Genomic DNA, 26,183 nt, shown 5'->3' with positions numbered 1-26,183 from the left:
TAAATATGTACCAACACAACTTATGCTTCCAACATCTCATTATGATAAGAAAAAAGCTGATCATGCGGTCAACTTTATTCAGCAGCTATCGCATACTAAGGGCAAATGGGCAGGACAAAAGATTAAGCTTCTCCCATGGGAGGAGCAGATAATACGAGATATATTTGGGATTATTGGTGTTGATGGATATAGGCAGTTTAGAAATGCTTATATCACTGTAAGTAAAAAAAACGGAAAAAGTACTATCTGTAGCGCCATCTGTTTGTATCTTTTATATGCCGATGGGGAGCCTTCTCCTGAGGTTTATAGTGCTGCCTGTGACCGAAATCAGGCATCTATTGTATATAACGAGGCAGAAAAGATGGTAGCAGCTTGTCCAGCGCTTCTTAAACGGTCCAAGGTTATGAAAGCTACAAAGAGGATCGTCTCATATAATCCTGATGGCTTTTATCAGGTGCTCTCAGCAGAGACGGGCAGTAAGCACGGTTTAAATATTTCAGGACTGATTTTTGACGAACTTCACGCTCAAAAGACAAGAGACCTATATGATACGCTTACAAAGTATTCAGGCTCAGCCAGGACCCAGCCACTTTTTATAAGCATAACGACTGCAGGTAATAATAAAGAATCTATTTGTTATGAACTGCATACAAAAGCGTTAGATATTTTGAATGGTAAAAGGCATGATCCTTCGTTCTATCCAGCAGTATTTTGTTTAGAAGACGGGGATGATTGGGAATTGGAAGCTAACTGGTATAAAGCAAATCCTTCACTTGGATATACACTAACAATTGAGAGATTCAGAGAAGATTATATCAATGCCATAGAGAATCCAGCAGAGCTTAACGTGTTCAAGCAGCTAAGGTTAAATATGTGGGTATCTTCTTCAGTGCAATGGATACCAGAGCATATATTTGACCTTGGAAATGAACCTGTCGATGAAGAGACACTTAGATATAGAGACTGCTACGCTGGTCTTGATCTATCAAGCACATCAGATATAACTGCTTTTGTACTGGTGTTTCCACCAAGAACAGAAGACGAGAAATATATAGTTATACCTTATTTCTGGCTTCCAGAGGATACGTTAGAACTACGCTGTAAAAGAGATCATGTTATGTATGATGTCTGGGAGCAGCAAGGCTATATAAACGTGACTTCCGGTAATGTTATTGATTATAGATTTGTTCAGGATTTTATTGAAAAGACCTGCGAGAAATATCATGTGCTGGAAATAGCATATGACAGATGGAATGCAACAATGCTTGTTCAGAATCTGATAGATGAGGGGCTTACAATGGTTCCCTACGGACAGGGATATAAGGATATGTCACCTGCAGCAAAAGAATTGTATAAGCTACTTATGGAAGGGAAAGTGATTCATGGTGGCAATCCGGTACTTAAGTGGATGGCTTCTAACGTAGTTATGGAACAGGATCCTGCGGGAAATATTAAACCTACAAAAGCAAAATCTATAGAAAAAATCGATGGTATTGTAGCACTAATTATGGCTATGGGAAGAGCAGTAGTTAATGAAGGCTCAAAGGAATCTGTGTATGATACCCGTAACCTTATTGTTTTCTAAAATATATAAAGCCGCATAAAGCGGCATTGTTTTTTGAGGGGCGCCATCCAGAAATAAATCTGAATGGCCGTATATGAAGAAAAGTTTAAAAATGTCTCAAGAGATGTGTTTCTCTTGATGTATTTATAATAGCTGCTTTGCCTTAATTCAACATTAAAGACGTGTGAAGATAATGTGAAAAAATACATGAAATAACATAAAATATTTGTCGATAATATATCAATAATATACTGGCTTTATCCTCCAGGTAGAGCGAATATGTACATACCAAAAGACAAGGAGGAAACAAGAATGAAGCCTACAACACAAAGCGCACTCGAAGCTTGGGAGGAACTTGCATTTAAAAACATGCGTACAGATTCAGCAGTAAACGACCTGCTTGAGGAGATCGCAGGAAGCAAATACCTAACAAGCGAAGAAGATGATGATCCTATTTGGACCACGATAAGGAACCTTACAAACTCAGAACGAAGGAGATTCCTTAAAGGCTGCGAGAGGATAAGAACAGCAGAAACAAAGTAAAGCAAAGAAGAGCATCGCTACGGCGGTGCTTTTTTCATGCCTTGAAATGGGAGGATTTATGGGAATAAAAAGTTTATTTGGTTTTACAAAAACAAGAGATGAGCCCAGAAATGTTGCGGCAGGAAGCAGCTTGTCGTTTTTCTTTGGAAATAGTACAGCCGGAAAAAGGGTAAATGAAAAGACTGCGATGCAAACGACAGCAGTGTATGCATGTGTAAGAGTTCTTGCTGAGACAATAGCATCGCTTCCACTACATGTTTATAGATATACAGCTGATGGTAAAGAAATGGTTACTGATCATCCGCTGTATTTTTTATTACATGATAGCCCTAATGATGAGATGACAAGCTTTGTGTTTAGAGAAACACTTATGAGCCACCTTCTCATATGGGGTAACGCTTATGCACAGATTATAAGAAATGGCCGGGGAGAGGTTATTGCATTGTATCCCCTTCTTCCGGACAAGATGGAAGTTAACCGTAATGATCGCGGTGAAATCTATTACATCTACAGGCGAGATACAGAGGAGAATCCGACCTTTAAAGAGCATGGCGAAATCATTCTTACAAAGGATGAAGTATTGCATATTCCGGGGCTTGGGTTTGATGGCCTTATAGGGTATTCGCCAATAGCTATGGCAAGAAATGCTGTTGGTATGAGCCTTGCCTGTGAGGAGTACGGTGCGAGCTTTTTTGCAAATGGTGCGACACCTGGAGGCGTACTTGAGCACCCTGGGGTATTAAAGGATCCTGGTCGCGTAAGAGAAAGTTGGCATTCAACTTACGGAGGTAGTGCAAATGCGGGAAGAGTAGCTGTTCTTGAGGAAGGAATGAAATATCAGCAGATAGGAATTCCTCCGGAAGAAGCTCAGTTTCTTGAGACAAGGAAATATGAGCTTGAGGATATAGCGCGTTGTTACAGAATTCCACCACATTTGGTTGGAGATCTAGACAAGGCTACTTTCTCAAATATTGAACAGGAAGCGCTTAGTTTCTTGATGTATACCATAACCCCGTGGGTTACTCGCTGGGAGCAGGCTCTTATGATGGCGCTGTTGTTACCACAAGAAAAGCGAGAGTATTTCATTAAGTTTAACGTGGACGGACTTCTTCGCGGTGATTATGAAAGTCGCATGAATGGATATGCTACAGCTCGTCAGAATGGTTGGATGAGCGCAAATGATATAAGGCGCTTAGAAAATTTAAATCCTATATCTGCCGAAGAAGGCGGCGATCTGTATCTTGTAAACGGAAATATGATGAAGCTCGAAGATGCCGGAATGATGTATCAAAAACAAACGCAGCCAAAGGAGGATGAATGAAAAAATTTTGGAACTGGATAAAGGATGAAACAGCAGAGAGTCCAAGTAGGACTCTTTTTTTGTGCGGTGAAATCTCTGAAGAGACTTGGTATGGGGATGAAGTAACACCAAAGGTCTTTAAGGATGAACTTATGGATGGTGATGGAGATATAACCGTGTGGATCAATTCACCGGGTGGAGATGTTTTTGCGGCTGCCCAGATCTACAACATGCTAATGGAATATCCCCACAACGTAACAGTAAAGATCGACGGACTTGCTGCATCAGCAGCATCGGTTATTGCGATGGCAGGTACTGAGGTGCAGATGAGTCCTGTTGCGATGATGATGATTCACAACCCTGCGACAGTTGCTATCGGGGATAGCAGGGAGATGGAGAAAGCAATAGAAATGCTTTCAGAAGTCAAAGAGTCCATTATCAATGCCTATGAAATAAAGACAGGTATTGGAAGAACAAAGATAGCAAATCTTATGGATGCTGAGAGCTGGTTTAACGCTAAGAAGGCAGTTGAGCTTGGCTTTGCAGATAAAATCCTGTTTTCGGAAGGAGAAGAGAGTACTGTTCAGGACGCCATGATCTTTAGCAGACGTGCCGTAACAAACTCTCTCATGAATAAGCTCATCCCGAAGCAGGAAGAGAAAAAGGAAGGAATAAGAATTGATGACCTGGAGAAGAGACTTAATCTTCTCCGCCACTAATTTTGGGAGGAATTTTATATGAGCGAAGTAATGAAGCTTATGGAGAAAAGAGCTAAGGCTTGGGAAGCAGCTAAGGCATTTCTCGACAGTAAAAGAGGAGAGGACGGTATCCTCTCAGCAGAGGATTCTGCTACATACGACAAGATGGAAGCGGATGTAATTAATCTTGGAAAGGAAATTGATAGGCTGACAAGACAGGCAGAGATTGATGCGATGCTCGCCAAGCCTACATCAAAGCCTATCACAAACGATCCGAAAGCGGATCAGACAATTGAAGAGAAGACCGGTAGAGCGTCAGATACCTATAACAGAGCATTCTGGAATCAGATGAGAAACAAAATCACACCTGAGATCACGAATGCTCTTTCTATTGGTACAGATTCTGAGGGTGGATTTCTCGTTCCTGATGAGTACGAGAAGAAGCTGATTGAAGCTCTGGGGGATGAGGTGTTCTTCAGAAACCTTGCTACAGTAATCAGAACATCAAGCGGCGATAGAAAGATTCCTATCGTAACAAGTAAGGGTGAAGCTGCTTGGATTGATGAGGGTGGCCAGTTCCCCGAGTCAGATGATAGCTTTGGACAGACATCTATAGGAGCACACAAGCTCGCTACCATGATCAAGGTGTCTGATGAGCTCCTTAATGATTCTGTATTCAATATCGAGTCTTATATCTCTAAGGAGTTTGCAAGAAGAATCGGTACCAAGGAAGAGGAAGCATTCTTTATTGGTGATGGCAAGGGTAAGCCCATCGGTATTCTTAATAAGACCGGTGGAGCAGAGACAGGTGTAACTGCTGCATCAATGGCGATTACCTTTGACGATATCATGGACCTTTACTACAGCCTTAGAGCTCCTTATAGAAATAAGGCATCTTGGCTTCTTAACGATTCTACTGTTAAGGCCATCAGAAAGCTCAAGGACGGTAATGGCAATTATATCTGGCAGCCTTCTGTAAGAGAAGGAGAGCCCGACAGAATCCTTAATCGTCCTTACAGAACATCAATCTTCATTCCGGAGATTGCAGCCGGTAACCGCGTGCTTTCATTTGGTGACTATTCATATTACTGGATCGCAGATAGACAGGGCAGAAGCTTTAAGAGACTCAATGAGCTCTTTGCTACAACCGGCCAGGTTGGATTCCTTGCTTCTGAGAGAGTTGATGGTAAGCTCATTCTTTCTGAGGCAGTAAAGACCCTGGATATCAAGACAAAAGCCTGAGGTAGAAACCTATGGTAACGCTTGAGGAAGCTAAAACGTACCTCCGCGTTGATACGAGTGATGATGATGAGCTCATAACAGGGCTCATCGATTCAGCGCGTGAAATAGTAAAAGATACGGGAAGGCTTTCTGATGAAGAACTTGATGGATTGGGAGCAAAGGTAAGGCTAGCAATGCTTTATACAGTTGCTTACCTGTATGAGCATAGGGAAGATGCAGATCATAGTAACCTTATGTTGACACTCAGAGCACTTCTTGGCGGAGTACGGAAGGCGGAGTTCTAATGAAGATTTCAAGATTATCAGAAAAGGTCATATTCCAGAAAGGAAGTGCACACGAAGATGAATATGGTAACCATGTTATGGGCTACGATGACTATTTTTCTTGTAGTTGCACAGTATCGTCCCAGGTAGGAGATGAAAAGGAAGATGCTGTAACTATGGATGAAGAAATCATATCCTTTACAGTCAGATATTCATCTGAAACTGAGTGCATAAGTGGTAAAGAGTATAGGATCATTTTCCGGGGAAAGTACTACAACATAGTATCTGTTGACTACCAGGGATACCGGAAAAAAAGCATAAAGTTTAAGTGTAAACACTGGTCATTGGAGGACTCTCATGCAGAAAGTTCAAGTTAATGGTCTTGCAAATGCTATAGCAGAGGACCTTAAGGAATATGAAAAGCTTGCCACGCAGGAAGTGAAAAAGGATGTGAAGGATACGGCCAAGTTTGTAAAAAAGCGTATCCAAGATAAAGCTCCGGTAAGAGCTGATGGTAAGGGAAAGCCCGGTAGCTATAAAAAGAGCTGGCGTACAAAAACCACGAAGGAGGATTCGACTTCTATCGAAGTGACTGTATATTCTCCAAGCCAATATATGCTAACTCACCTTTTGGAAAACGGCCATGCAAAAGTAAATGGTGGAAGGACCAGAGCTTTTCCGCATATTAAACCTGCAGAGGCTGAAGGAGAAAAGGATATCATGGCAAGGATAAATAGGAGCTTATCACAATGACAGAAAAAGACCTAAAAAAGCTGATTAAGAAGATAGGTATTCCAAGTGCTTATGATCACTTTGCTGAAGGGGAGTCACCAGGGCTTCCATTTATTACCTATAGGTATACATCATCTGATAACTTCTCGGCGGATGATACCGTATACTTCCCCATCAGCAATATTGAAATCGAATTATATACAGAAAAGAAAGACCCAGTATCTGAAAAGAAGGTTAGTAAAAACCTTTCGGATGCTGGGATTTTTTATGAGAAATACGAGAGCTACATAAGTAGCGAAAAGATGTACCAGATAATATTTGCCTTTTCAGAAGGCACAAACTAAGGAGGCGTGTATGGGAAACAAAGTAAAGTTCGGATTAAAGAACGTGTTTTACGCTCTAGCCACAATAGCAGATGATAATTCTGCTACATATTCTGCTCCGGTCAGATGGCCTGGAGCGGTTAGCCTTTCAATGGATCCTGCAGGTGAGCAGACAAAGTTCTTTGCAGATGATGTCAGCTTTTATACCACAGTAGGTAATGCAGGATATACCGGATCATTTGAAAGTGCACTTGTTCCTGATTCATTCAGGAAAGATGTCCTTGGCGAAGTGGAAGACGGTAACGGAGTTCTTATTGAGGATTCTGATGCAACACCGGTTCACTTCGCTCTTATTTTTGAATTTACAGGGGATGCATCTCAGGTGAAGCATGTGCTTTATAACTGTACTGCGGCAAGACCTTCTGTTGGTTCAAAGACAAGAGAAGAGTCAGTTGATGTGCAGACTGAGTCGATCAATCTCACATCATCTGCAATCTATGATAAGACTCTTCAGAAAAACATCATCAAAGCAAAATGCGGTGATAAGGCTTCGAAGGCATATGCAGGCTGGAATACGGATGTATATCTCCCTGCAGCAATTACTGAGGGAGGTAAGGGTAAGTCATGAGAAAAACAGTAAAGGTAGGAGATATGGTAGTGGAGTTTTGCGCTAATGGTGCGACTCCACTTAGATATAAGCAGGTCTTTCATAAAGACCTTTTAAAGTTTTTTGATAATGCTTCAAAGGAAGGTGTTGATGATGCCTTTGCCACAGAGACAGTAATGGAGCTCTCATTTATTATGGCGATGCAGGCAAAAGGTGGTGACCTTTCAAAGCTTACAGAAGAGGAGTATTACGAGTGGCTTTCGATGTTTGATGCAAATGATATTCCTCAGAATGCATCGGATATTATTGATGTATATATGGGTAATACCAAGACAGACTCAGAACTAAAAAAAGAGAGCGCCCCACAAGCAGATGCATGAACACTGCAATCTACCTCCTTAGGGTAGTACAGATGGGGCTTTCTCTATCTGAGCTTGATAACCTCGATATTGGTATGGTGTTTGACATGATAACTGAGAACGCAAACGATCATGAAGAATATGACCTCCTTCCTACGCAGGAGGACTTCGATAGATTTTGAAACTATAAATAAGCTATGTGATTTATGAATCATAATTATTTTATTTTGCGAATTTAATAAAAATTTTATAGTACACTCAAAATGAGAATTGCTATAATATAACTGTGTTTGTTGCTTTTTTATGTCGCGTTTTAATTTTACTCAAGGGGGATTAAATGAGAATACGATTTGTATCAATGGTTACTGCATTAGCGATGTCGGTAGTTTTAGCTATTCCATCCAATCACATAGTGGTTAAAGCTGCTCAATCATTAACAAACCACCAGGAGCGTGTATGGTATCCGGATGGAGCATGTTATACTCACTCTGAAAATGCTACGGGTGGCTGGACCTATCCAGAGGGTAGTTCACGTAATCATAATATTGTGGCATTATGGCTCTTTCCTGATGGGGGGATAGATACAAGAACAACATTTACATATGATGATATAAAAATCGTGCCTTCTGAGAAGAAAATATATATTTCAAATCTTGTTGGTTATCCTACTACTAACAGTTATGGAACTCTGATATATCCCACAGTTACATTAGGTTATTCATATGATCAAAGTTCTTCAAATTGGACATATGTTTTTAGCGGAACTAATAAGGACATAGATGTGGAGGCTTGGTCTGATTGTACTATCGAGCTTAAAGAAGGTGCGTCGATTTCTGGAGTTTTTTCGTTATATGGTGTACAGGCAGCTAATCCTGATGTGAAAATGCATGCAACACTTAAAAATTGCAAATTTACTAATTCAGAAGGCAAAGTATATCGAGGAGATGAAACGGTATCTTCTGGTAGAAGAGAGAGTGGTGTTATTACATATGAAAAAGAAGCTCCTTCGCAAGATAAAAAAAAGCCAGATGATAAGCAAGATAATGCTTCAAATAAACAGAATGTTAAAGAAAATAGTGAGATTCAGGATCTTCCGTCTCTAAAGCTTTCTTCAGTTAAGGCTAAGGATAAAACTGCTACAGTTAAATGGAAAAAAATTTCTTCAAAAAATCGGAAAAAGATTTCAAAGGTGGAGATACAGTATTCTACCGATAAGTCTTTTGAATCCGGCAAAAAGACAAAATATGTAAAAAAATCTGCAACAAGTAAAAAGATTAAAGGACTGAAAAAAGGAAAAACTTATTATTTCAGAATCCGCACATATAAAGCAGGGGATGATGGAATACATGTTTCAAAATGGTCTAAAGTAAAGAAAGTTAAGATAAAAAAAGGATAATGGAATGAATATAATGAGCTATCAATGGTCAATCTTTGATAGCTCATTTTTTATACATTAAATGGAGTGTGTATGGCAGACAGAATAAAGGGTATTACTGTCGAGATTGGTGGTGATACCACAAAGCTCTCAAAAGCACTTGAGAGTGTAAACAAAAGCATAAAGACTACCCAGGGGTGCCTTACGGATGTCAATAAGCTCCTTAAGATGGACCCTGGGAATTTGGAGCTTCTGTCACAGAAGCAGTCGTATCTGTCAAAGGCAATAGCAGATACAGAAGAAAAGCTGAAGGCTGAAAAAGAAGCCTACGAGCAGCTTAAAAATACAGATGGCTTTGATAAGAATTCTGATCAGGCAAAGAACCTGAGAAGAGAAATTGAAGCTACTACAATAAAGCTCAATGAACTAAAGGATGCTGTGGGATCACTTGATTCCTCGGCATCCTCTTTTAGTGCTATGGGTGAAAAAATGAAGGCCCTTGGGGATAGCCTCAAGGATTCCGGTGAAAAGATAAAAGCAACTGGCGACAAGATAAAAGATGTTGGCGGAGATCTTACAAAGAAGGTAACTACACCGATACTTGGACTTGGAGCAGCTGCAGCAAAAAGCGCTATTGATTTTGAGGATGCTTTCACCGGAGTAAAAAAGACAGTAGATGAAACAGCAACTACATCTTATGAAGATTTGTCTAGAGCTATTCAGGAGATGGCAACGGTTACAGCTTCTTCTCAGGCAGAGATTGCAGGAGTAATGGAGGCAGCAGGGCAGCTCGGTGTAGGTGCTGATAACATCGTAGATTTTACAAAAACGATGATTATGCTGGGCGATACAACAAACTTGTCAGCTGATGAAGCTGCAACAGCACTCGCCCGGTTTGCAAATATAACAGGAACATCACTTGATGATGTTGATAGGCTTGGTTCTGTAATTGTTGATCTTGGTAACAACTATGCAACTACTGAGTCTGAAATAGTAAATATGGCAACAAGGCTTGCTTCTGCGGGAACAATTGCGGGCCTTTCTGAAACTGAAATCCTTGGACTATCTGCTGCTATGACTTCTGTAGGTATAAATGCTGAAGCCGGTGGTACAGCAATGAGCCAGACACTTACAACAATATCAAAGGCGGTTGAACTTGCAGGTACTGCTGGAGATGAAAATGGTAAGTGGGCAGCTTCACTTCAGACTATTGCGGATATTACTGGATATACGGCAGAAGGATTTCAGGAACTTTGGAAGCAGGAAGGTGGTGCTGGAGAACTTACTGAAGAGTTCATAAGAGCACTTGGTGTTATGGGTGAAAACGGTGAGTCAGCTCTTGTAGCATTAGACGATCTTGGTATGACAGGTATCAGACAGTCAAACATGTTGCAGTCACTTGCTCTTGCCTATGACATGACAGGTCAGGCAGTTAATACAGCAAACACGGCTTTTCAGGAAAACAGTGCTTTATCAGCAGAAGCTGAGAAAAGATATGGAACAACAGCATCACAGATTGAGCAGCTAAAAAGCGGCTTTGTAAATGTGGGTATTAGCTTTGGACAGATTCTTCTTCCGTACCTGCAGCAGGGAATTGGATTCTTGCAAGACCTTGCAGCGAAGATGGCAGCACTTTCACCTGAGCAGCAGAGCATGATCGTGCATATTGCAGCGATTGCAGCTGCGGTAGGTCCGATCCTTGTTGTTATAGGAACTGTGATATCGAGTATTGGTGGTATTGTTTCAGCTATAGGAACTGTCATCTCAGTAGGTGGAACACTTATTGGTGCTATTGGAATGCTCTCTCCGCCAATGCTTATAGTAGGGGCTGTAATAGCAGCTCTTGTGGCAGCTGGCATAGCACTCTATATGAACTGGGATACGATAAAGGCTAAGGCACAGGAGCTTGGAGCAAAGCTTTCTGAAAAGTGGAATGCTATTAAGAACGCTACAAAGCAGGCATTTGACCATGTGAAGGAGAGCGTATCTGGTGCTATGAATAGCGTAAAGGAGAAATGTTCAAATGCCTGGGAGAATGTGAAGAGTGCAACTTCAACAGCACAGAACCTTATCGTTGGTGTTGTGAAGGGAAAACTAAATGAAGTAAAAAACGCTTATGAGTCACATGGTGGAGGTATTAAAGGAACAGCCGCTGCTATCTGGACAGTTATGACTGAAAAGTATAGGACTGGCTTTCAAATAGTAAATACACTTACACACGGAAAGCTTCAGGAAATGACAAATAAGTTTAGGGATCAGCTTAGCCAGATACCACAGAAAGCTCAGGAGGCACTTGAGAGTTTAAGACAGAAGTTTAATGAAAAGCTGGAGGCAGTAAAGAATCTTGTCAGTACCGCCCTAAATGCGGTCAGCGGATTCTTTAAGAATCTCCACCTGGAGCTTCCTCAGATAAAGACACCTCATTTTAAGTTTACTAACTGGTCTCCAAATCCTGTTGACTGGGTAAAGAACGGTATGCCGGGAATAGAGATTGAATGGTACAAGAAGGCTATGGGGAATGGAATGATCTTAAATAGTCCCACAATCTTTGGATATGCCGGAGGGAAGTTCCTTGGTGCAGGAGAAGCAGGAAGTGAAACAGTAGTTGGAACAGCTTCTTTGATGTCCATGATAGAAAAAGCTGCGGGAGGTGGCATTAATCCAGCTATGATGTATGAAGCTGTAAGGGAAGGCGCTTCAAATGCTGAGATTATTATCAACCTTGATAGCAGGGAGATGGGAAGAAGTCTTAGAAAGATGGGAGTGGCGTTTGTATGACAGAAGTAAAGTACATCAATTCTGAAGGAAAGACATTTATGCTTTCTAATACAGATAGCGTGGTACGTCTTAAAAAGGGGAATTTCCATAAGTATTCTTGGACTCCTGAAACTGTTGAATATAAGTATGGTGATCAGGTACAGGATTTTACAAAGAGTGCGATCTCATATGAGCTCACATTTGCAGTTAAAGGTAATCCCATCGAGCGTAAGCAGAGAATCCAGGATCTGCACAATGCAGCCGAGCACGACATAATGGTTAATAAAAGAGGAAAGCTGATGTTTGGTGAGTATGCTATAGAATGTTTTCTCATTTCTTCAGATACTCAGCCAGATGATGAGAAGGATACGGAAACAGTAAATACCGTTACGGCATACTGTCCGTATCCTTTTTGGATGCGAGAAACAATGTACTCCTTTCAGAGTCATGGAATGGCAGGACTTATAGATGCATATGATTATCCGTTTGATTATGGAAGCGTTGATTATGGTATTGCGGGATACAGAGCTAATACTGGGATGGATGCAACAGTACCTCTTGAGTTCAGGCTTGTTATTTATGGCCCTATTAAGGATCCGTGCATAAGGATAAATGGACATAAATATGAGGTGTTGGTGGATGTAGCTGAGAATTGTATCCTTACAATTTCTTCCCTCGAAAAATCAGATCAGGAAAAGTCATGTATACTCACTTATCCTTCGGGAAAGAGTATGAGTGTACTTCATGCGAGGAACAGGGACAGTTATATCTTCCAGCCGATAACAAGTGGTGATGTGGTGGTCTATTCTGAACAGGAGGTGAGTTTTGACCTTATCATCATTGAAAGGAGGAGTGAGCCACTATGGATCTGATATATGCAGATGTAAAAGATGGCACCATCAAGGATTTAGGAATCCTCTCCAATTATTTCTTTGATCTTTCCTTTGGTAAGAGTGAGAACGACTTCTCTTTAACCTGTCCTGATGGAGCGACAAGACTCTATGAAGATCAGGTCATATACATAGAAGGTACAGAGTTTGGAGGAATAATAGATCATATCGAAGTTGATACTGCAAGCAGAAAGCTTGTATATAGCGGAAGAACGTGGCACGGAGTTCTTGAGAATAAGGTGCTATATCCATTTGCAAATGATGATTACCTTTATTACAGCGGAGAGGCAAATAAGGTTATAGCAGCAATGCTTGAGCGTATGAATCTAACTCCGGGAAATGGGAATGAACTTGTAAGGCGTCCAGATGCTGGTGTGATAAAGGCATCTACGGAAGATTCTGGCATAATCATTAGTGGCTATCGTGTGAGCTCAGAAGGTGGAAATTATGCAAAGGGTTATTCACTTATAAGGGATATGCTCTATCAGTATGATGCTAAGCCTGTGATCATTGATGGGGTAATAAAGGCCGTGCCACTTGTAGATTATTCTAATGATTATGACTTCCTTGCACAGACAGATCAGTTCAGGGCAAAGAGAAAATATAATTCTCTTAATCATCTGCACTGTATGGGCGGAGGAGAACTTTCATCAAGATATACAATAGATATTTATCTTGATGAGGGCGGAGGAGTTCTTCCGTATGCCAGGGAAAATCCTATCTATGACAGTGATTACTATTCTGATATAGGAAAGCTTAAGGAATCAAGTAATGCTGAGGATAAAGAAAACTATAAGACCATAACAGAAAATATGGTGACTGGAGTAAATGAGATAGCAGATATTTATGATTACAAGAGCGCCGGAGTCACAGATCATTATGTTATTCAGATGGAAAAACCGTCTGATTGGGAGACTTACTATCCTGATGAGAAGCTATATGGTTTCATGAAGTATTTTGTTATCAATGAAGATAAAACAGATCAGAATGAAGCGGCATATAAGGAGACAGATGATCCAGGAACTGCAGTAAGATATGATCTTCTTCTTTCGTCGCCACAGGACTGGGCTCATGTCTTTACTGATTATTATCAGATTGAAAATGGTAAATATGAGAAGCTCACAAAAGGCGATGTGTATCATACGCTTACAGCAATACCTTCGGACTGGAATGTGAACTTCAAGAAATATTATGAAAAGAGCGGATCGAGCTATGTGCATCCTGAACTTGTGGATACTTTTACACAGTTAGGATCTGTCCCTGGTGACTGGGAGAAGTGCTATGGCAATTACTATTATGCTAACGGTAACAGAGTACAGGGAGTATGGCAGGGAGAACAGTATTTCTATACGCAGACACAGCCACCGGATTGGGGAATAAATTTTAGTAATTACTACTATGATTATTCTACTGGAACGGCTATTGAGAAAAGGTCAGTTTCAGGTAATCCAAGAGATGACTATGTGAAGATGACAATAAAGCCATCTGACTGGAAGGATAACTGGAAATCCTATTATAAGAATAAGACAGTAAATAAAAAGACCAAAAAATATCCGCTATCAGAACTGTATAAGAAAAGACCTAAGTGGAAGGCAAATACATTTTATAGAAAAGATACCGTCTATGATGCTCCAGCGTGGGCACCAAATAAATACTACTGGAAAAAGAGCGCAGGTACATATGCTCCGGCATTTGTATCGGGCTCTTTTTATTATGCGACAAAGGCTGTTCCTAAATGGACTAGTGGGAAGTACTACGAAAAAGGTGAGTATCCATATTTTGAAGTCGGAAAGTTCTATGAGGCAGTTACTTATCAGTTATTTCCGACTTGGACTTCAGGAGCATTTTATACCAAGGTTGAGGATCATTATGCAGCCCTTGTTGAAGGGGCGCTTAAGAAGATAGCAGAGTACCAGGAGAAAGATGAGCTTGGTATAGAACTATCGGATGGAAGAGAATATGACATCAATGATGTTGTCGGGGCTTCTGATGAAGTAACAGGGCTTTCAGCGAAGGCGAGAGTAGTACAGAAAACAGTGAAGATAAAACGAGGTATTACTACGATTTCCTACGATGTGGGATGAAGGGAGGATGGATGTTTGATTTGATAACAGCCCATAAGGCAAGAGCACATGTAACTAGTGAAGATGAAGCTGCAAGGATCAGAGGCCTTATGGGGGCAGATAACGATTTTGTTGTTTTTGGTAATGGAATGGATATAACCTTTGATTCCATGAAGATAACAATAGGTACCGGAGAAGGCTTCATGAATGGTAGGTATTTTAGACTAACGGAACCAGTCGAGCTTCAACTTGGAGAATTTGAAAAAGCCAATACATACAGAAGGGACAGCATAGTTCTTGAACTCTTGGAGAATGTTGAAACGGGTGAAGAACATGCAGAATTTGTGGTGGTTAAAGGTGCGGAGTATAGCAGTAAGAGTGCATGCATAAAAAATGAAATGCCTACCGAATCCGGTAATGATAAAGAAAAGTTACTGGGATGTTTTTTGTTTTATGACGCGGTTTTTTCATCAACAACGTTATACTCTGGAACAGCAAATATTGTGTTTATAAAAGGAGTTGTCTGGGCGGAAGATAGCATACTTAAACTGCAGATGAAAACGAATGTGACAGATGGTATGGTTAGCAATTTACAAAAGTCTTTTCAGGATGGCTGTAAGAAAATAGCGAAAGCATGCACGGATAAGGGCGTTTCTACAGCCGATAACGCAAGCCCTGATACTATAGCTACAAATATAGGAAAGGTTTTTCAGAAAGGAAAGGAGTCATTTCATACTACTTATGGAGGTTCGGGATATGAATTTGATACAAATGGTACTATCACGATTCCAGTAAAATATTGCTCTTATTTCAAGATTACGCTTAATGAAATAGGAGCTTCGTTCTGCACCATAGAATGTGGAGCAATGAAAAAGACACTGTCAAAGGCGGGGGAATCATTCTCTTTTGCACCTGTAGACTTTAACTCCAGTTATCTAAAGATAGCAGCTGGAGGAGCTTCAGGAAAAGTAAAGGGAAAATATGACGTACAGTATAGCATCTAAGGGGAGGAAAGTATGAATTTTACAACTGAACAGGCAATTCTTATTATATGCGGTCTCATTGGGGCCGCTATTACATTTATTACGCTAATAGAAAAAATAACATCAATAATAACTCTGGCGAAGGGGCCTATATCCGAACTTGATAAGAGAGTAGCAGCACTCGAACACAAAGCAGATCATTATGATCACTACCTAAACAATGATAAGCGTAGGATCGAGTATCTTGAAAGAACTATGGCTGTAACGATTAGAGCCCAGTTTGCACTCGTCCGGCACGCTATTAATGGCAATGACATAGACCAGTGTAGGGCAGTAGAAAAAGAACTGCAGGAATTTTTATCAAATCAGGGACAGGAGAGAGGGTGGACACCTTATGGAGAAAAAACTGAATAAGAAACGTTGGCTGTGGGAGTTTTCAAAGAGAGTGGTGCTTATATGCACTGCTCTTTTTGTTATTGGGGATTTTTATTCAATGGCAGTAATGCTCGTGTATGAAAATTTTGATAGTTTATCAGCTTTTATTGAATGTAATACGCAGGTTCTTCGGGACTGCGTTTTTGCATATATGGTCAAGAGTGGCCTTGAGAACATTTTTAAGATCAGAGGAGGATTTGAAGAATGAGAGAGTTTGTGGAGAGAGTAACATCAAGAAAGTTTTTGCTGTGTTTTGCAGCATTCCTTGCGTCTATTGGAGCAAGCGCTGCAGGTATCCAATCGGGTAATAATACTGTTACTGCAATCGGAACTGTGTGCACAGTCCTTTCCGCTGCCATTTATGCAGCATGTGAAGCTTATGTTGATGCTTCCGGGAAGGAGGGAAAATGAGTTATACAGCAGAAGAGTTTCTGCAGAAGATAAAGCCCTTTGTAATTGCTGATGCAAAAAGTACCGGTATACTGGCTTCTCTTACTGCGGCGCAGGCTTTCATTGAGAGTAACAGGGGAAACAGCGGGCTGACCGTTAAGGCAAACAATTTATTTGGAATTAAAGGCAACTACAACGGCCAGAGTATTACCATGAATACAAAGGAGTATGTGAACGGTAAGTACATTACTATAGCAGCCCCGTTCAGGAAATATCCTTCATGGAAAGAATCAATAGCTGATCATTCAGCGCTGTTCCGTCGATCTAAGAGATACAGTAATCTCGTTGGATGCCGGGATTACAGAACCGCTTGCCAGAATGTATACAAAGACGGATATGCTACTGGTAAGGATTACGATAAGACACTTATAAAAACAATCGAAAAATATGGGCTTTTTGCATGGGATAGTGAGACAGGAGATGTCATTGAAAATCCATACAAAGAGCCCTTATTCAATGTTAAGACTGGAATGAAAGGTGATTCAGTCAAATGGGTCCAGGCTCAGCTGCGTACTAAAGGTTACAGCCTTGCAATCGATGGCGATTTCGGATATAAGACAAAAGCTGCAGTGGTACAGTTCCAAAAGGCAGTAGGTCTTGATCCGGATGGGATTGTTGGAGTGCTTACACGTGACAAACTTAAATAGTACATTAGGAAATAGCTTGCTGTTATATTGTGACATCTGTGTAATGTTTATAGGACAGCAGATTTGATAAGCTGTAATTCCTGCTGACGGCCGTCTGAAGGAAACAAGCTATTTTTTATTTAAGGAGTTTTATATGTGTATTTATTGTACCCCTAATGACAAAATCGATATTATGTGTAGAGAGATATTTAATATCAGGGTGGACTGTGGATTTGTAGGAAAAATATGCTCATCATTGAGTATTCGCAGGAAAGAAAAGGTATTGGAAATGGTCGTATATAACGAGAAAGGAGACGACTATAGAGTGAAGAAGGCTATTGAAAAATGTCCATTTTGTGGTGAGTTTTTTTAATAAGAGGATGTAGTAATTCTTTAATTATGTGAACGGAAATTATACTATGACCTCAAGTTAGATAATATATAGAAAGTAAAATGTATAAAAGGTAAGCTTAAATAGATGATATTTGAAGAAAAATCATAATAAAAGTGCTAATATATTAAATAGTGTGTATTTAAAAAAGGGAGGAAATGGTATGTCAGTATTATTAGCGCTCATATGGTTATTGGCGTTTATTTCAACTATTGCTTTATTTGTTATTTCGATGGTGTTAAGAAAACAAAACAAGGATTACAAATCCGTAAGAAGAATGTCTTTTATTGCATATTTGATTTCTTGTGCATCATTTATTGCAGCAGGACTATTAGATTCGAGAAATATATCTGATGTATTAATTTTGTCATGGATGTTTGCTTTTGTAGCAGCTGTTGCTTTATCTATTATAGCACTTGGGGAAAAGCACAGAAAAGAAGATCATAGGCGTACAAGAAATTTGGCTTTTATAGCATATTCGGTATTTTTTGTATGTTTTATAGCTTCTATTGCACTGATGTGGAACAATCCGTCAAAAGCTTCAGGACCTGCGGTAGAAGGGGAAAACGACACAGTTGAAGTAGCTGCAGAAAATGAAGTGGTGGAAGAAGTAGAGGCTAAAGAAGATAAAGAGACAGAAGTAGAAGATACCAAGGTTGATGAAGTGCTTGAGGAAGAAGCTGAAAAAACAGGAGATGTAATTGAAAATGATGAAGCTCTTACTATTTTTCTAGTTGCGGAAGAGCCAAATGAGTATAGTAAGGAATTAGTTCTTAATGAGGGACGCGGCGAAGATGAATATAGGATGTTAGGCTATTTCATTCCTGCTGGAAAATATGAATTTACCAATTTAGGAGATTATCCGACTCAGATAAATATTTATAAAAATGAAAAACATACTACGGAAGAAGGCTGGGAAGAATGGTCTGATGGAGAGGTACAGAGGATAAAAGTGGATGAGACTATAGAAATGACTGTAAAAGAGGGCTATTTTGTTAAGCTGATAAAACCTGATTATATTAGGGCAACAAAAATTGATTAAGCACTCAGTGAAAACAAAGTGATATATAGAAAGAGGCATGGTGGATTTTTTATCACGATGCCTCTTTTTCATCTTGCTGATATTTAATATTTTGGTTTTGCGGAGAAATACTGACTTGACGGAGCAGGCTAAATGTTTATTTTATTTTTATCGTGGATTCATCTGATTTTTACAAGAATGCGTAATAATATGCGTAGGCTTTTTGATATGAAAGGAAATCGTGATGAAAGCATCAGTAATGGAATATCCATTTCCTTTAAATTTATATCGTGATCTATGTAATACCTTAAAACGGGAGCCTCTTCCTGATGCAATTACTGATGATGAGAAAAAGGGTATAGAACTTGTTATTAGCAGTATAGGAAATCCTCGATACAAAACGATACTTTTTGAAAGGTATAAAGACGGGAAGAAGTATTCTGAGTTGGCCGAGGAATATGATTTTTCATATCAAAGAGCGAGCCAGATCATAAAGAAAATTCTAAGTAATCTGTGTAAAACATCTTTTGTTGGGATGATCTTTGGCTACGAAGAGTATATAGCTACAACAACCGTTGAGGACCTTGATTTTTCCACTAGAGCTTTGAGGGCGTTACTTAGAAATGATATAAATACGCTTGATGATATGAAATATCATGGTAAGGAAGGAATAAAGAAATTACGCAATATTGGTGATGACACATATGCTGAAATAATCGAAAAGACATGGTTTTTGTGGGATGAAAGCTTAGAAGATAAGCTCAGTGAAAAACATGTGAGGAATATAACAAAAGCTTTAAAAGATAAAGGATGGAAAACAAAGCAAATAGCAGACTTTATAGACTATGTAAATAAAAATGATGATTAATACAATCTGCTCAATATTTGGGCAGATTTTTTTCGTTTTTGTGATAAAATAAATTCTTGTGAATCTTTTATTACAGGGAGAACGGTATGGAGACAAAATTATTTGTTATTGGAAATGGTTTTGACCTCGGTCATTATTATGAACATGAGTTTTGGGAAGATGGTACACATAAGAGTCTACCAACTAGATATAAAGATTTTAGAGAATATTTGTATTATAATCATCCGGATTTCCTAAATAAGATGGAAAATGCTTATGGTTCGAGTTACTATTCGGGAGAAGATTACCAAAATCCTGGATATTATGAGAATCCTAAAATAGTTGTGGATGATAAATGGTGGAAGGATTTTGAATATAACTTAGGAGATGCTGATCTATTTGAATCAGATTTTCGGGATGCAGCTAAATCCATTATAGATGGTATGAAGGATGATGATGGCGAGTCTATGCCTGATATTGAGGATACGCTTAGAGAAGCGTTTAAGGATTACTATGATTTTATGGAGGAGCTTAAGGAGCTTGCAGCAGAATGGATAAAAACAGTTAACCTTGAAGATGTGGAAAGGCGTACAAAGTTTATAACCGATATAGATTCGCTTTATTTAACATTCAATTACACTAAGGTATTGGAAAAAGTATATGGCATTCCTTCGGAAAATATATGCCACATACATGGAAGTGTAGATTTATATAAGGTAGTTATAGGGCACGGTAATAATGAAAAAATAGAGTATCATAGAAATAGATATTATGAACTAAAGGATTTAGATAAAAATGAAGCTGAGATAGAAAGTGCTTTTGAGGAATTTTATGATGCGTCATTAAAGGATACCTCAAGTATAATTATTGATCATGCAGATGTTTTTGCTTCATATAAAGGTGTAAAAGAGGTTCATCTTGTAGGACTATCTTTAGGAGATGTTGATAAACCATATTTTAAAGAGATTAAAAGAGTTATAAGGCCGGATGCAGACTGGTATTGCTATTATCACTGCCCGGATAAAAACCAGGTTCCACAAGAAGTAAAGGATAAGCGTGATAAACTTAGTTTTCTTGATCTTGATGAAGATAAACTGCATATTGTTGATGCGGATAAATTCTGGAAACTATAAATGCGCGCACTGAGGTAATATGCTTACATATAAAGAAAAAACAATAGGAGGTTTTTGAAAAGTGTAAGTACTGTAGCGGTGATGAGAGTGTAACATATGAGGAGAGATCATTTATCAATGAAGGAGAGCGGTATGAAAACGAAATTATTTGTATTTGGAAATGGCTTTGATCTGGGGCATTATCTTGATACACGATACACAGACTTAAGGGATTATTTAGAAAAAAAAGATCCGGAATTTTTAAGTGTAATGGAAGAATTATATGAAGTTCCGCAACAGATAGAGGATAGATTTGGTAGACTTATTGATAATTCTGATAAAGAGAGGAATTTTTGGTGGTCAAAATTTGAGGAACATCTAGGAAATAGGTACAGAACTTATGATGAAAAGAGGGAGTCTTTTGATGAAGGGAGTGAGTCTTTTGATGAAAAGATTGAGCCTTTTTATGAAGAGACTGGAGATTTTTATTTCGACACCTATCATGATTTTATAACGGGGATGTATGCTGATGATATTGCAGATGCATTGGTAAATGCTGATGGCGAAGCTATATGTGATGGAGATACTTTGAGAGATATTGTAGAAAATGAGCTTGCTAAGTACTACAATTTTATGGAAAAGCTTAAAGAACTTACAACAGAATGGGTAAGAACTATTGATATTGATTTGGTGAAGAAAAAAACGGATAAAATAGCAAAGAAGAATAAGGATTCTCTATACTTAACATTTAATTATACTAAGGTGTTAGAAAAAGTTTATGAAATAAATTCTAAAGATATATGTCATATGCATGGAGATGCAGATTCTAATGATGTAATTATAGGACATGGGAATAAGTCTGGACTATTACATGACAGGAGAGAAAGTGAATTACTAAGTGGAGGCAATGGGAAGAGGGCTGCAGTAATATATACGAACTATCGCATATATAAAAGTACATTTAAGGATACTTCAAGCATAATTTCCGCTCATGCAAGTGTTTTTGCTTCATATAAAGATGTAAAAGAGGTTCATATTGTAGGATTATCTATAGGAGATGTTGATAAACCATATTTTGAAGAGATCAAAAATGTTATAAGGCCAGATGCAGATTGGTATTGCTATTATTACTGCTCGGACAAAAAAGAAGCTCCACAAAAAGAGAATGAAACACGTAATAACCTTAGTTTTCTTGATCTTGACGAAGATAAACTACATATTGTTGATGCGGATGAATTCTGGAACCTATAAATGCGCGTACCGCGATAATATGCTTACATATAAAAAAACAATAGGAGGTTTTTGAAATGTGTAAGTATTGTAGTGGTGATGAGAGGCTAACATATGAGGAGAAATCCTTTATCAATGAAGATATTGATTTGGGCTTTCTTGGAGAAATATCCCTCTTTAATCTGATCAATATAAAAGAGCAGGCGATAGAACTTGCTATTAACAATGCGGGAGAAGATGCCAAAATATTTAGGCAAAAAATAGATTTCTGCCCGTTTTGTGGGGATCGTCTTCAAATAAAAAAATGATATGTAATAAAAGCTGGATAGGAAAATTATTTTTCTTCCAGCTTTTAATCTTTTTTCGAGAATAAGTGATAAAATAAATTAAAGTAAGTTCATTTACTATTATTATCTTTAGAACATTTTCGAGAGGGGAAGAAGATGGGATTTGTGGCCGGGAAATGCCCATGTTGTGGGGCTAATTTATCTGTTGATCCATCACAAGATGCTGCCATATGCGATTATTGTGGCAATCCGTTTGTTGTCAAAAAAGCAATTTCTACTACTAATGTGAATATCCCTAATATGTATGCTGATAACATAAATACGAAGTCGACAAATTATGTAAAAGTAAATGGAGTTAGATATAATAGCGGAACTAATTATAATCAATCCAATTACAATGGGGTTAATAATAATTTGTATGACCAGACGAGTAATATAGAGCATCATATATATGAACCTGATTCGAAGTTAACAAAAATGGCCAAATACATTTCATATGGGCTTCAGAATGAAGCTTATATGAGACCTTATAGAAGAGAAAGATTTAAAAACGAAGTAAAAGAAACGGCAACGAGACTGGTAGTATCATATGTTATTGTACTGATTATTGTTTTAATAATTATATCGATGATGATTAAATAAAAAAGAGGTACGGAATTATGGGACTTGTGGGTGGAAAGTGTCCGTATTGTGGAGCTAATCTAACTGTGGATTCATCAAAAGATGCTGCTATATGCCAGTATTGTGGAAGTCCATTTATTGTAGAAAAAGCAATTGTAAATTGGAATATACAAAACCTTAATGCTGGTAACATCAATATGTTTGATGTCAATAATGCTAATACTAGTGGAGTTACTAATATACAACAAGCTAATCATGTTAATGTGCCGCAGAATGCGAAGGTTGAACAACATATACATAAATCAAAATCAGCGCTGGCAACGCTGGCTGAAGGAGTAACAAGAGCCCATGAAATAGAAATGGAACATGAGCAAAGAAGAAGAGATAAGTATATTGAAGAAACTAGCAAATGGGATGGACCTATTGCAATGGGGATGATTGTTCTTCTGATAATTGTGTTGTTAGTAATTATTGCAGGATTGTCTTCAATATTTTAAATTTTTACTAAAGACATAATAAGGACTACGAATATCACATGATGACGCGTAGTCCTTTTTTATACCCGAAATTTCTATTGATAGTACCTGGACTTAGAGGTAACATGTGACACTACAAGGAGGAACGCAATTGGGAATTCAAGTAATTAAAAGTAAGAAAAGCAATGAAAAGCTGAGGGTTGCTGCCTACTGCAGAGTGTCATCAGATACTGATGAGCAGGAATCATCCCTCGAGAATCAGATCGATTATTACACTAAGCTTATAAAGAATAATCCATTATATGAATTTGCTGGCATATATACAGACCAAGGAATATCCGGCTATGTAGAACGCAGGCCAGGCTTTAAGCAGATGATGGAAGATGCCAGGCAAGGGAAGATCGATCTTATCATTACAAAATCAATAACAAGATTTGCAAGAAATACCGATACCGTTTTGAAAGCTTCAAGAGAGCTTAAGAAACTTGGCATCGGTATTTTTTTTGAACTTCAAAATATGAATACCTTAAAAGAAGATGGTGAATTTCTTCTTACGGTTTATGCTGCCTTTGCTCAGGGTGAAAGAGATACATACAAAGAGCTGGCTGATATGACATACCGTAGGAGATTTGAGGAGTGTAAGCCTTTTTATAACATCAAAAATGTTCTCGGCTTCGACATGGATGGAAAGCAAAACATCATTGTTAACAAAGAGGAAGCAAAGAATGTGAAGCAAATCTTTACCTGGGTAAAACAGAATTATTCGACTGTTGAAATAGTAAAGAAATGCAAAGAAGCTGGGATAACCAACACGATGGGGAAGCCGGTTACAAGGGTATTCATAATAAAGACAATCCGGAATGTGCAGTATAAAGGGGACTACATTATGCAGTCAACTTATACAGATGATAAAAAGATATCACGTCGGAATAATGGTGTGGTGCCATCCTATTATATAAAGAATAATCATCCAGCTATTGTTTCAAGAAAGTTGTGGGAGGACGCAAAAAGGTGTGTAGATGAAAGAAGTAGTGAGCTCCATAAGAGGCTGGTGGTAAAGCCAATGACTACTACCAACTACCCATACAAAAATATGATTTATTGCGCTGAGTGCGGCGGGAAAATGAAAGCGGTTAAGAAGAAATCTGGATTGGAATATTCATACACATGTCAAAATCGTAGGAAATATGGTAGCGACTTTTGTAATAACAGGGCGGTTCCGCAGAAGGTAATAGAGTCCTGGGGGACGATAGATGAGCCGGTCTATGTCAGCTTTGATAAAGAAAAGCCCATAGATAAGCAATACAAATTTGTTAGAGGCAGTACTTGGAGAAAAGGTCATATAGAAAAAGTGCCACCAGAAGACTATACAAGGGAAAAGTGTTTTTATTATAGACGGATTTTTTGTGATAAGTGCGGAAGCATGCTGAGGAAAACAACAGATACTGGTGGTAATGTACATTTTAGGTGTGGGGGACATGTAGACTTTGGAAATGAATATTGTAAAGGGATATATGTTCCTAAAGAGAAGCTTGATAACTTGCCACAGGTAGATGGCTACTACTTGATTAAGGAGGAGAAGAAAGGTGAAGAAAAGCGTTACAGTTATACCTGCAAAGAGGAGCGTCCAATCAGGAAAGAGAGGCCGGATAGGAAATAAAAAACTCAGGGTTGCAGCATACTGCAGAGTTTCTACAGAACATGAGGAACAGCTCAATTCTTTTGAAAATCAGGTGGAATACTATACACAGTATATTAGTAATAAGCCAGACTATGATCTTGCAGGCATTTATGCTGATGAGGCTATATCCGGTACAAGCACCAGGAGACGTGAAGGATTTAATAGGATGATTGCAGACTGCGATGCTGGGAAGATAGACTTTGTAATAACAAAATCGATTTCAAGATTTGCCAGAAATACGCAGGATTGCCTTTCTTATTCCAGGCATCTAAAGAGCTTGGGAATAGGTATTTATTTTGAAAAAGAGAATATAAACACACTAGAAGCAGCCGGTGAGCTGCTTTTTACAATTTTGAGTTCTTTGGCCCAGGAAGAATCCAGGAATATTTCTGAGAATAGTAAATGGGGCATAAGGCATGGCTTCAAAAATGGTAAGCCAGTTCTTAACACGACTTGCTTTTGGGGATATGACAAGGATAAGAATGGGAAACTTATTGTAAATCGCAAAGAGGCAAAAATAGTAAAAAGAATATATCAAAGATTTATAGAGGGGCAGACTATAGGTAGAATCTGCAGGGAATTAGAAGAGGATCATATAAAGGGAATTATGGGAGGTCATTGGGCACACCAGGTTGTTAAGAGCATTCTTAGCAATGAGAAGTATTGTGGAGACCTACTTATGCAAAAGACATATTGCGAAGATTTCCTCACTAAGAAAATGGTCAAGAATAACGGTGAGGTCGATCAGTATTTTGTTGAAGATGACCATGAAGCAATAATTCCAAAAGATGAGTGGAAAGCGGTACAGCTCGAATTAAAACGAAGAGACGATTTTAAAAATGAAGTAGGGATAATTAAGCTTGCTGAAAGACAAGGCGGATTTTCTCAGAAGGTAGTATGTAGCTGCTGCGGGAAGACCTATGTTAGGAGGAACTATGGTACTAAAGGAGAAAAAGCCTGGTATTGTTCTAATAAAAAGAATAATGGGGCCCACGTATGCAATGGGGCATTTGTTCGAGAGGAGAGTTTGAATGCGGCTTTTAAGATTGCCTGGAACAGCATAGTACAAGAAAAGGATATACATATACAGAGGTGGGATGAAGCCATAGAAAAGGGTGATCCGCTGGAAAGATTAAGAGCTAAGCAGATGAAAATGATGATGGATGAAGGTATGGTTAGAATTGTGATACCCGAGCATGTCATATATGTATTGGAGAGGATTATCGTCAGAGATAAGTATGTATTTGAAGTGAGGTTCTTGGACGGAACGGTGAAAAATGTAAGTGTAAGATAATAGGTTATGTAAG

General features: G+C 38.8%; 30 protein-coding genes. All 30 read left to right on the top strand.

Going from position 1 to position 26,183, the window contains the following annotated elements:
• Positions 1 to 22: 22 nt before the first annotated feature.
• The 30 genes from G601_RS0106260 to G601_RS0106110 all read left to right on the top strand — a co-directional run bounded on the left by G601_RS0106260 (position 23) and on the right by G601_RS0106110 (position 26,170).
• Positions 23 to 1,585 (top strand): terminase large subunit, encoded by a 1,563-nt coding sequence (locus tag G601_RS0106260; protein ID WP_026664846.1) that lies wholly within the window; start codon positions 23 to 25, stop codon positions 1,583 to 1,585.
• 291 nt (positions 1,586 to 1,876) lie between these two features.
• The gene (locus G601_RS0106255; RefSeq protein ID WP_026664845.1) at positions 1,877 to 2,107 is read left to right on the top strand and encodes a hypothetical protein; all 231 of its coding nucleotides are present in this window, start codon (positions 1,877 to 1,879) and stop codon (positions 2,105 to 2,107) included.
• A gap of 58 nt (positions 2,108 to 2,165) precedes the next feature.
• Entirely contained in the window at positions 2,166 to 3,428 is a 1,263-nt protein-coding gene (locus tag G601_RS0106250; RefSeq protein WP_026664844.1) for a phage portal protein, read from the top strand.
• On the top strand, positions 3,425 to 4,126 hold the full coding sequence (locus G601_RS0106245; protein ID WP_026664843.1) for a head maturation protease, ClpP-related: 702 nt from the start codon (positions 3,425 to 3,427) through the stop codon (positions 4,124 to 4,126). Before G601_RS0106250 ends, G601_RS0106245 begins: the two co-directional genes overlap by 4 nt.
• Positions 4,127 to 4,144: 18 nt before the next feature.
• The gene (locus G601_RS0106240) at positions 4,145 to 5,347 is read left to right on the top strand and encodes a phage major capsid protein (protein ID WP_026664842.1); all 1,203 of its coding nucleotides are present in this window, start codon (positions 4,145 to 4,147) and stop codon (positions 5,345 to 5,347) included.
• An 11-nt stretch (positions 5,348 to 5,358) separates the two neighbouring features.
• Positions 5,359 to 5,631, top strand: a complete 273-nt coding sequence (locus G601_RS0106235) for a head-tail connector protein (protein WP_026664841.1) — start codon at positions 5,359 to 5,361, stop codon at positions 5,629 to 5,631.
• Positions 5,631 to 5,987: a phage head closure protein gene (locus tag G601_RS0106230; protein ID WP_026664840.1), complete on the top strand. Its 357-nt coding sequence runs from the start codon at positions 5,631 to 5,633 to the stop codon at positions 5,985 to 5,987. Before G601_RS0106235 ends, G601_RS0106230 begins: the two co-directional genes overlap by 1 nt.
• Entirely contained in the window at positions 5,968 to 6,363 is a 396-nt protein-coding gene (locus G601_RS0106225; protein ID WP_026664839.1) for an HK97 gp10 family phage protein, read from the top strand. The genes G601_RS0106230 and G601_RS0106225 overlap by 20 nt, the downstream gene beginning before the upstream one ends.
• A complete protein-coding gene (locus G601_RS0106220) occupies positions 6,360 to 6,686 on the top strand; it encodes a hypothetical protein (RefSeq protein WP_026664838.1) in 327 nt (108 codons plus the stop codon). Before G601_RS0106225 ends, G601_RS0106220 begins: the two co-directional genes overlap by 4 nt.
• Before the next feature lie 10 nt (positions 6,687 to 6,696).
• Positions 6,697 to 7,293 carry a major tail protein gene (locus tag G601_RS0106215; RefSeq protein WP_026664837.1) on the top strand — a complete coding sequence of 199 codons (597 nt, stop codon included), beginning with the start codon at positions 6,697 to 6,699 and terminating at the stop codon, positions 7,291 to 7,293.
• Positions 7,290 to 7,652, top strand: a complete 363-nt coding sequence (locus tag G601_RS0106210) for a hypothetical protein (RefSeq protein ID WP_026664836.1) — start codon at positions 7,290 to 7,292, stop codon at positions 7,650 to 7,652. Before G601_RS0106215 ends, G601_RS0106210 begins: the two co-directional genes overlap by 4 nt.
• Positions 7,649 to 7,813, top strand: coding sequence for a hypothetical protein (locus G601_RS26410; protein ID WP_022761881.1), 165 nt, complete (start codon positions 7,649 to 7,651; stop codon positions 7,811 to 7,813). The genes G601_RS0106210 and G601_RS26410 overlap by 4 nt, the downstream gene beginning before the upstream one ends.
• A 155-nt stretch (positions 7,814 to 7,968) precedes the next feature.
• Complete coding sequence (locus G601_RS0106200) at positions 7,969 to 9,027, top strand: fibronectin type III domain-containing protein (RefSeq protein WP_026664835.1); 1,059 nt, start codon at positions 7,969 to 7,971, stop codon at positions 9,025 to 9,027.
• A gap of 72 nt (positions 9,028 to 9,099) precedes the next feature.
• Complete coding sequence (locus G601_RS24800) at positions 9,100 to 11,784, top strand: phage tail tape measure protein (protein ID WP_051205645.1); 2,685 nt, start codon at positions 9,100 to 9,102, stop codon at positions 11,782 to 11,784.
• The gene (locus G601_RS24795; protein WP_051205644.1) at positions 11,781 to 12,635 is read left to right on the top strand and encodes a hypothetical protein; all 855 of its coding nucleotides are present in this window, start codon (positions 11,781 to 11,783) and stop codon (positions 12,633 to 12,635) included. The genes G601_RS24800 and G601_RS24795 overlap by 4 nt, the downstream gene beginning before the upstream one ends.
• Positions 12,626 to 14,737, top strand: a complete 2,112-nt coding sequence (locus G601_RS0106185) for a hypothetical protein (protein ID WP_026664834.1) — start codon at positions 12,626 to 12,628, stop codon at positions 14,735 to 14,737. Before G601_RS24795 ends, G601_RS0106185 begins: the two co-directional genes overlap by 10 nt.
• Before the next feature lie 11 nt (positions 14,738 to 14,748).
• Positions 14,749 to 15,720, top strand: a complete 972-nt coding sequence (locus tag G601_RS0106180) for a hypothetical protein (protein WP_155834473.1) — start codon at positions 14,749 to 14,751, stop codon at positions 15,718 to 15,720.
• Between the two features lie 12 nt (positions 15,721 to 15,732).
• A complete protein-coding gene (locus G601_RS0106175) occupies positions 15,733 to 16,113 on the top strand; it encodes a hypothetical protein (RefSeq protein ID WP_026664832.1) in 381 nt (126 codons plus the stop codon).
• Positions 16,094 to 16,342 (top strand): hypothetical protein, encoded by a 249-nt coding sequence (locus G601_RS0106170; protein ID WP_026664831.1) that lies wholly within the window; start codon positions 16,094 to 16,096, stop codon positions 16,340 to 16,342. The genes G601_RS0106175 and G601_RS0106170 overlap by 20 nt, the downstream gene beginning before the upstream one ends.
• Positions 16,339 to 16,545 (top strand): hypothetical protein, encoded by a 207-nt coding sequence (locus G601_RS0106165; RefSeq protein ID WP_026664830.1) that lies wholly within the window; start codon positions 16,339 to 16,341, stop codon positions 16,543 to 16,545. The genes G601_RS0106170 and G601_RS0106165 overlap by 4 nt, the downstream gene beginning before the upstream one ends.
• A complete protein-coding gene (locus G601_RS22195) occupies positions 16,542 to 17,231 on the top strand; it encodes a glucosaminidase domain-containing protein (RefSeq protein ID WP_051205643.1) in 690 nt (229 codons plus the stop codon). The genes G601_RS0106165 and G601_RS22195 overlap by 4 nt, the downstream gene beginning before the upstream one ends.
• A gap of 533 nt (positions 17,232 to 17,764) precedes the next feature.
• A complete protein-coding gene (locus G601_RS0106150) occupies positions 17,765 to 18,643 on the top strand; it encodes a hypothetical protein (protein ID WP_026664828.1) in 879 nt (292 codons plus the stop codon).
• A 223-nt stretch (positions 18,644 to 18,866) separates the two neighbouring features.
• A complete protein-coding gene (locus tag G601_RS0106145; RefSeq protein ID WP_026664827.1) occupies positions 18,867 to 19,490 on the top strand; it encodes a DNA-directed RNA polymerase subunit alpha C-terminal domain-containing protein in 624 nt (207 codons plus the stop codon).
• 86 nt (positions 19,491 to 19,576) lie between these two features.
• Positions 19,577 to 20,602, top strand: a complete 1,026-nt coding sequence (locus G601_RS0106140) for a bacteriophage abortive infection AbiH family protein (RefSeq protein WP_026664826.1) — start codon at positions 19,577 to 19,579, stop codon at positions 20,600 to 20,602.
• 132 nt (positions 20,603 to 20,734) lie between these two features.
• Complete coding sequence (locus G601_RS0106135) at positions 20,735 to 21,832, top strand: bacteriophage abortive infection AbiH family protein (protein ID WP_196808826.1); 1,098 nt, start codon at positions 20,735 to 20,737, stop codon at positions 21,830 to 21,832.
• Between the two features lie 56 nt (positions 21,833 to 21,888).
• Positions 21,889 to 22,119 (top strand): hypothetical protein, encoded by a 231-nt coding sequence (locus tag G601_RS0106130; protein ID WP_026664824.1) that lies wholly within the window; start codon positions 21,889 to 21,891, stop codon positions 22,117 to 22,119.
• 135 nt (positions 22,120 to 22,254) lie between these two features.
• Positions 22,255 to 22,740 carry a hypothetical protein gene (locus tag G601_RS0106125; RefSeq protein WP_026664823.1) on the top strand — a complete coding sequence of 162 codons (486 nt, stop codon included), beginning with the start codon at positions 22,255 to 22,257 and terminating at the stop codon, positions 22,738 to 22,740.
• Between the two features lie 17 nt (positions 22,741 to 22,757).
• On the top strand, positions 22,758 to 23,216 hold the full coding sequence (locus tag G601_RS0106120; RefSeq protein WP_026664822.1) for a hypothetical protein: 459 nt from the start codon (positions 22,758 to 22,760) through the stop codon (positions 23,214 to 23,216).
• Between the two features lie 130 nt (positions 23,217 to 23,346).
• On the top strand, positions 23,347 to 24,855 hold the full coding sequence (locus tag G601_RS24790) for a recombinase family protein (protein WP_051205642.1): 1,509 nt from the start codon (positions 23,347 to 23,349) through the stop codon (positions 24,853 to 24,855).
• Positions 24,782 to 26,170 carry a recombinase family protein gene (locus tag G601_RS0106110; protein WP_026664821.1) on the top strand — a complete coding sequence of 463 codons (1,389 nt, stop codon included), beginning with the start codon at positions 24,782 to 24,784 and terminating at the stop codon, positions 26,168 to 26,170. The genes G601_RS24790 and G601_RS0106110 overlap by 74 nt, the downstream gene beginning before the upstream one ends.
• Positions 26,171 to 26,183 lie beyond the last annotated feature (13 nt).

This window comes from Butyrivibrio sp. FC2001, from assembly GCF_000424125.1.
GTDB lineage: Bacteria > Bacillota > Clostridia > Lachnospirales > Lachnospiraceae > Butyrivibrio.
This window is presented reverse-complemented; position numbering and strand designations above follow the sequence as displayed.